Source organism: Clostridium sartagoforme, assembly GCF_039521405.1.
In the GTDB taxonomy this organism is placed as follows: Bacteria; Bacillota; Clostridia; order Clostridiales; family Clostridiaceae; genus Clostridium; species Clostridium sartagoforme.
On sequence record NZ_BAAACH010000037.1, the window covers coordinates 344,500 to 351,645 of the forward strand.

Consider the following 7,146-nt stretch of genomic DNA (forward strand, 5'->3'; position numbering starts at 1 on the left):
ATTATTAAAATAGTTGGGCCATCTTATAGAACAAAAGATGTATATGAAATGATCCAACAAGAAAACAAATAACTATCAAATAATTATGCATTTTCATGTTGGAACTTTTCAACATTTTGAGGTTGACATTTACAGGTAGTTGTAAACGGCTTACTTCGTCTCTTCGGCCCTCGTAAGTCGAACAACTACCTCAGTATGGCTTGAGATGATAGCAAGTACGTCAAATGCTAACTCTCGTTTATGGAAACATATCCACTTATTTCTTTCTGTTTCGGGGAATATGTCAACCTTATATTACTTATGTATCAAAGAAGGCTGTTTTACAATTGCTTGCCCATCTCATGAATAAGCCACTCAGCATTTTCACGCCAACCTGCTTTCATACCATCTTTGTTTTTCCATATAGCTTCAGGTCCCGTGGTTCTATCTAAATCTATGCCAAATTTCCCATTTTCAGATTGCAAAACCTGTGCAGTACGGTTTTTTCCACATTGATAACACTCATTGATATTATCTGATTCTAAAATAACTGCACAAAAGTTCTCCATAGAACGAACCTTTAATACTACAGATAGCTTATTCCCAAAAAACTCCTCTTCAATATGCTTGTGTTTGTTCATAATAATATACCTCTTATTGCTGATTTTCTTTAGTTCCTTAGCATATAATAAAGAAAGGACTTTTTCTGGTTTTAGAATATCATTTCCTTCAACTAAGCAAAATATAACATTCTTATCCTTAACTTTATAAACATATATTCCATCAGCCAGTCTTTTTGATTGACTCAAAATTTCATCAACGCCGCCAATAGGTATCTCTAACTGATAATTCTTGTTAGGAGTTTTCGATTGGTTATGGCTAGAATCTTGAGCTGCATAACCATCATCTAGAGATGTATCATAAACATATATGCCTCCTGGTGAATTTAACTCAGTAGTTTCCTTTATAATATTGAGCGGTTTTAGTTCTTTGCCATTTGGATTAAAACCATAAACATACGAATGTGGATTTGCGACTGTCCCATCGCCACCCATTGTAACAAAATTATAGCAACCATTTTCTATTGCTCTGACTTTATTATATTTATACCACTTGTCATAAACAACATTACCGCCGGTGCTGTTAATAATAACATCAACACCTTTTAATCCATACATCCTGCTAAATAGTGAGTGATTACAGTCATAGCAGATAGTCATTCCTATCCTATAGCCTTTATATAAGATAGGCTCAAACATCGACTTGGAAAGTTCACGATAGTCTTCTAATTCAAAAGCGGAATATGCAGTCATAGTATGCTTAATATACAAAGCATTAGCTGTTTCAGTTTCACTTGCAAAGGCATTAGCAAAAACACTAAAAATAGTGCCATACTTATCTTCACTGCTTACAATTACAGCTTTTCCAATTTCTTCACTAAAATCAAGACAAGCTTTAAAAATATTATTTACATCCTCTTCAATACATATATCTGCATTTGCTAATAATGAATAGAAAGGGCAATAACAAAACTCTGGTAAAACAAAAATATCAAAATCAGATTTCTTCACAGCTTCAAGGGCATTTGTAAGATAAGATTTGTGCTTACGTTCATCAGTCTGCAGATATAACCCTACTTTCAAACCACTATTTCTCTGAGTCTTAGTATTCTCCTTAATTTCTGATTTTATATTCAGTAGCTTTTTCAAACTCTCCTCTGCTCCTGCGGCTTCAAAGTCTGTCTGTCCATGCATTATTCTAACTAATTTATATCCATGTTTGCTGGCTTCGATATCTCTTACGCTATCATAATATGCTCTTATTTCATCTCGATTGACTGGCTGTCCATCTTTTGCATTTATATCATTACATGCCTGTATCCATAGTTGTCTATCAAAGTGTACTGGAATATCTGTATAAGACAACAATGATATTTTTCTTGCCTCTGAAAAATGCTGCCTTTCATCATACTCAATAATAAACTTTTCACTTTCACAAACAAAGTCACATCTTAATTGAACATTCCTCTTTGCAAATGCTTTATCGCCTCTATAGTCAGATAGCGATTTGTACAGATTCTCATATTCTCCTTCGATTAAATCTGGTGTCTTCAACCAAGGAAATGTTTTTTCACATACGATGTCTCCATTGAACATTTTATTAAGTAGTAGCTGTAATGCATTTTTTTGCTCTATGACAGCTTTTGATGGAATTTTAATTCTATCGGCTAATACCTGTTTTTCAACCTTAGGTAGCTTTGATTGTACTGTTTCAACCTTCTTTTCAGCTTTTTGGTCCAATTGTTTTTTCTTTATAACTGTTTTTGTATCTGTATACTCTGATATACCTGTATAAAACATTTCAAACCCTAGTCTTTCAAAAAATCGCACCGTCTCCATGCCGCCACCGAAATCATTCTTGCTAATTTCTTTTCCATATGCCACTCTATATGCCATTCCACGAATATGCTTAGCAGGTAGCTTCTTGCCATTATATATAAGAAATGTGGACTTGGGACTTGAATACTCTGCATTCTCAGCAAGGAAATTTTCAATTGCTTTTATGACATCTTCCTTAGTAATATCCATCCAGTTGATTTTCGCCATTTTTACCTCTCCATTTCATTCCTCTAAATTTGCTATTCATAACTCCCGTCATCATTCAAAACCTCACCATTAAACACAAATAAGTTATTAATGGGAATGTGTTTCCTTATATAATCCGTTAAATCTGTATTCCCAACAGATAATTCACCACAAAGTGAGCCTTTGAAGATACGTTTTTTATTATCTGTATCCGTAATTTGCATTTCCCAGACCCCTATATCTGTTGCATAGCAAAGCGGCTGTCCACTTTCACAGTATCGAGAAAATAGACTTAATATTTCATTAGTAATTATCTTTCCAATAGTAAACTGTTGTTTTCTACCGATTTCATATTTCCCAAAACCACTAGCGTAGTTATAGCCTAAAAACCATACTCGCCCTGTTGATGATATAGTCAGATGTTGTTCCACTTCATCGATGGGCGAAGGTTCAGGACCATAGCAGATAATGTTAGATGTGATTCTTACTTTTTGTATATCCATTTTCCCACTCCTTGCTTATTACTAGCATAGCTTGTTCGCCACTCTTCAGAAAAAGCCTATAATCTGACAAAATATCTGTTAACTATTTTTGTATTCATCTCTATACACAGCATATTCAATAGCATTGCCAAGGAATTTTGACACATCTTCGCTATTCATATATAAAGATTTACTACAGTCTAATGTACCAAGTATTATGTCATTTCCTTCCACCAATTCTTTATTCCTTGACTGTATGTATTCTAATAATCCCTTCTTTGATTTACCTTTCTTGGTTATCAATGCATTATGCGTCATCGTAGACTTTTTTTCTTTGACAATAAGGCATTTATTCATATTAATCTGTACTGACATCTCATCACGATCACCATCGTTTTTCATAATGATAAGGACACTTTTTCCATCGTATATTCCATATTTTGGATCACATATCATTTTTCCTGTTGTAATAATTGTAAAACCAACCAAGAACTCTTTATTTATTTCTCTATCTCTTAGTCGTATCACTCTATATACCCCTGAACCAAAACCACCCCCAGATGCATCATCATATTTTCTATACTGTTCTCCCAAATCAGCAATTACCTCATATTTTTTTGAAGGGAGCTGTTCTAGTCTATGAGACGTATCTAATAAGCAATCATCCAAATTAATAATGGTTGGAATCAGCTTGTCTTTAGTATCTTCACCTATCTTTTGATAACTCCATTCATACTGTTTCAATTTTTCAATATCATAATATTCTTCATAAGCTAATCTGGTAAATATAGAACCTTCCTCAACAACTGAATAATTATTATTCAACATATCCTGATATGTTAATAACCCATCTATTGCTTCGTATATATCTTCCTTTTCATTGTAATGGTAATAATACATTTCAATTCCATTAGTGACAATGAAATATGCTGCCCCTATACAAGATGCGTACTCTGCTGCTTGCTCTTTTACCTGCTGAGCTATTACCGGTATTCGTTCTTCTTTACATTCAATAACTGCTAATGGTCTTTCATTTCCTTCTGCATCAAAGAATGTTATTGATATGTCGATTCTCCCATTTTTGTCCTTCACACCATAATGTACCAGATGATCTTCAATTCTAATTGATTCTCTTGGTGTTCCAAGTTTACCAGACATAATTAAACACGTTTTTTGTCTTACCTTTTCTTCTGGCGTCATATGTACAAACATATTTCTAAACGAATCAAAGTATCTTTGTCCTGATTTACAATCGCAAGTCTGGAGTTCAATTTTATCGTATATTTTCTCTACATTCACAAAATTTCACCTCTTTAAAATTTGCCAGTTCTATCATTAAACCTATGGCTTCCAGTCTACTCTCATTCAAAATCTACTAAACTTACTTTTGCGAACCCAAAACATGATTTCGAACTCAGATTCTTATGAAAGGACCATTCAGGTGAAACTGTCCAGTTCAATTGTATAAGCTGACAATTTTTAATGTGTTTAAGCCAAGATAATATAAGGGATTCCCCCATCTCAATCTTCATAATCTCACCTTTCCATAATTCTTCGGAAACTTTTCTTTTCCAAGAAGCCATAAATACTTATCTATTTCCTTTAGGTTGAATTGCTCTAAACCATAATATCTTTGAAACTCAATTAATATCTTTTTAAATATTACATAGTCTTTTAAATCCTCGTTCTTGAATTCATAAAAGTTATCTGAATCCCTAAAATACTTGAGCAGAGTATCAACAAAGCTATCGTAAATAGGAAAATCAAGTGGCTTGTGATGGCTGCAGTATTTCGTAGCAAAGGAATAGAAATTTATTATATTCCCATTATCCATTTCAATTTTTGCGATATCCCCTACAAGGGTTATATCTCCATTATTTAATCTTTCATCGATATTTAAGGATATAATATGTTTAGCAACTTTATAGGCTGCAAAGATATTAGTGCTGTAAAAATCATTTAGCGTAGAAACTTTTACAAGAACATCTTCCATTAAAACATTAGAAGGATATGTTACAATGAATAATTTATCTAATGCTTCTTCTTGGAATTTATAGTTTTCTAAGTTATCCCATTGTTTAAGATACCTTATTACTTCATCTTCACTTGGTTTTGGTATGTCTGCTCTACTTTTAGTTTTTCTCAGTATTCTTGTAACTACTTCCTTTTCTCCTTTTCCAGCACTTAAACTTGCAGTATTTCCAGTAACATATTCTTTTAATAATTTGATATTACGGCAATATGTATAAGAATCTGATTTAGGATTTTTTCTTCCCTTATCTGAAAAGTGTTCCATCAGTTTTGTTCTATATCTTTCAATGCCGTCTTCACTAGATAGCACTTCAATTGGCTCTATACCTAAACTTTCCCTAAAAATATAAAAAGCCTCACTACAAATTATATCTTTATAAGATAAATGCTTGTAATTAGTATTTAAAAACTCCTTAAATCCTGCCTTTAATCCCGTCAAATCATCAATTTGAATATCCTTATCAATCATCTTTACCCCTCACTTTATCAACCCCAATTAATCTATGCCCTCCAATTCTTCTCTCATTAAATCTATTGGATGAGCATAATTCAATGAGCCACACATCAACGTATTGTTAACCCACTTATTAAGTTCAATAAGATTAATATTTTCACTTGGTAAATACTCTTCTATCTTCCACGATATACTTATATCAAAATCTTTCATTTGACCTAAGACACTACGGTCATGTGTCTTTGTATAATCTACATCTCTACATTTAGTTATATACTTATCTGCTGTATCCTCTGGAAACCCATCTGCTAAAAAGGTTTCTCTAATTGCATCAAGCACAATTTTATCAAATTTTTTAAAATGCTCCATCTTTACCCCATAAAGAACAATACAGTACCTAGTCTTATTGTTCATAAGAAGAATGCCCTTTCTCCTATCAAACATAAACAAGTTGGCGTGCCACTCATAAAAGGAATCTGCATTTGCAGCATTATATGAACTTATCTTTATTTTCATTGCATCTGCAAGCTTTTTTGTACATTCTATAATCATAACATCACCTTATACTTCTGTTGCTTGGAAGAAGTTTTTTCTACAGCTTTAATCTTACCATTTGTTTTATTTACATAATTTAAAAATAATGTCCCAAGTAATAATCTATCATTTCGTGGTATTCTGTTCCACTCGTAGCCTTTAAATAAGTCTTTTACTAAAAATATTTCAGCATCCATAAGGTTTTCTGCTTCTTTAATTGCTATCTCCAGTAATTCATTTACATCAATCATGTTAATTCTCCTTAACAATCATAATAACAACATTGTTGACATTATTATATAACTTCCAATCTTTAGAAGTCAAACTATTCATACAGAATCTGTAACAAAAAAACACCCCATAGGCTTCTAAGAACCTAAAGGGTGATATACTCTCATTGATTTTTTAAATCTCCACATCCACGCTTGTGCCTGACTTGAATTCCACCGAGAACTTTTTCTCATAAACCGTTACCTTTTCAACCATTCGCCTCACAAGATATTCATCGTATTCTTCTATCTGCTCCGTCTGTTCTGCAAGAAACTCCTGCATCTCGGCAATTCGTTGTTTCAAGCCTTCTCTTTCCGCATTCTCTGCCATAGCATTCTGCTTTAGTTCTCTCAGACGGTCTATCTCATCAGCAAGGTCATTATAATCCTTTTTAGCATTTGCTCGTTTTAAAAGCTCCTTTTGCAATTCTTCCAGCTTGGCATTGATGCTTTCCATAGAATTTTCATCTTCTAAAGCAAGTACAGATGCAATATTCTGCTCTAAAGCTACAAGCATATCATCCTTGCCTCCAAGTGCCATATTGATGGCTTTTACTACAGCCTCTTGTAGTTCCGTTTCCTGAACCGTTGGGGAGTCACAGTAGCTTGAACCATGTTCCACTCGGGTGATACATCGCCAAACAAAGGAACGCTTACCTCTTATAAATGATAATATAAGAATGCAAGTAAATGATCATATAATAATGTACAAATTAGTTTGAATAAATTATAATTACTCAAGATTTATTGGGGGTAATTATGATTATACAAACAAACATTTATTCAGAAATTAAAATAGATAAGTTAGAAGA

7 protein-coding genes are annotated in these 7,146 nt (G+C 33.1%); all 7 read right to left on the reverse strand.

Annotation, left to right across the window (positions count from 1 at the left end):
• Positions 1-320: 320 nt before the first annotated feature.
• Complete coding sequence (locus ABDZ60_RS15500) at positions 321-2,585, reverse strand: nitrilase-related carbon-nitrogen hydrolase (protein ID WP_343779270.1); 2,265 nt, start codon at positions 2,583-2,585, stop codon at positions 321-323.
• Positions 2,586-2,617: 32 nt separating this feature from the next.
• Positions 2,618-3,067, reverse strand: a complete 450-nt coding sequence (locus ABDZ60_RS15505; protein WP_343779272.1) for a hypothetical protein — start codon at positions 3,065-3,067, stop codon at positions 2,618-2,620.
• Between the two features lie 78 nt (positions 3,068-3,145).
• Complete coding sequence (locus ABDZ60_RS15510; protein ID WP_343779274.1) at positions 3,146-4,345, reverse strand: type I restriction enzyme HsdR N-terminal domain-containing protein; 1,200 nt, start codon at positions 4,343-4,345, stop codon at positions 3,146-3,148.
• A gap of 229 nt (positions 4,346-4,574) precedes the next feature.
• Positions 4,575-5,546 (reverse strand): hypothetical protein, encoded by a 972-nt coding sequence (locus tag ABDZ60_RS15515; protein WP_343779276.1) that lies wholly within the window; start codon positions 5,544-5,546, stop codon positions 4,575-4,577.
• Between the two features lie 27 nt (positions 5,547-5,573).
• Complete coding sequence (locus tag ABDZ60_RS15520) at positions 5,574-6,083, reverse strand: DUF6933 domain-containing protein (RefSeq protein ID WP_052953970.1); 510 nt, start codon at positions 6,081-6,083, stop codon at positions 5,574-5,576.
• On the reverse strand, positions 6,080-6,316 hold the full coding sequence (locus tag ABDZ60_RS15525) for a single-stranded DNA-binding protein (protein ID WP_047001646.1): 237 nt from the start codon (positions 6,314-6,316) through the stop codon (positions 6,080-6,082). Before ABDZ60_RS15525 ends, ABDZ60_RS15520 begins: the two co-directional genes overlap by 4 nt.
• A gap of 154 nt (positions 6,317-6,470) precedes the next feature.
• On the reverse strand, positions 6,471-7,016 hold the full coding sequence (locus tag ABDZ60_RS15530) for a recombinase zinc ribbon domain-containing protein (RefSeq protein ID WP_343779300.1): 546 nt from the start codon (positions 7,014-7,016) through the stop codon (positions 6,471-6,473).
• Positions 7,017-7,146 lie beyond the last annotated feature (130 nt).